The 309-nt window shown below is 74.1% G+C and carries 1 protein-coding gene; it reads right to left on the bottom strand.

Annotation, left to right across the window (positions count from 1 at the left end; all coding sequences use genetic code 11):
• Positions 1-309: ketoacyl-synthetase C-terminal extension domain-containing protein (locus DEH69_RS29165; protein WP_147255907.1), on the bottom strand; the 309-nt coding region annotated here is incomplete at both ends.

Raw genomic sequence — 309 nt, 5'->3', positions numbered from 1 at the left:
CGTCGAGGGCGGCGAGGCGTTCGTCCGCGTTCCCGGCGATCACCACCGCGCGATGGTCCAACGCCGCCCGCGTGGTCGCCAGCGAGAACCCCACGTCAACGGGGCGCAGTTCGGGGCGTTCGGCCACGAACTCCCGCAGCCGCCGCGCCTGTTCCCTTACGGCGTCCGGGGTGGCGCCGCTGATCACCCAGGGGGTCGGGCCAGCGTCCCCGGGGACGTCGGTGGCTGCCGACTCGGGCTCGGGGGGCGCCTGTTCGAGGATGAGGTGGGCGTTGGTGCCGGAGATCCCGAACGAGGACACCCCCGCAC

The organism is Streptomyces sp. PT12 (assembly GCF_003311645.1).
GTDB lineage: Bacteria > Actinomycetota > Actinomycetes > Streptomycetales > Streptomycetaceae > Streptomyces.
This window is presented reverse-complemented; position numbering and strand designations above follow the sequence as displayed.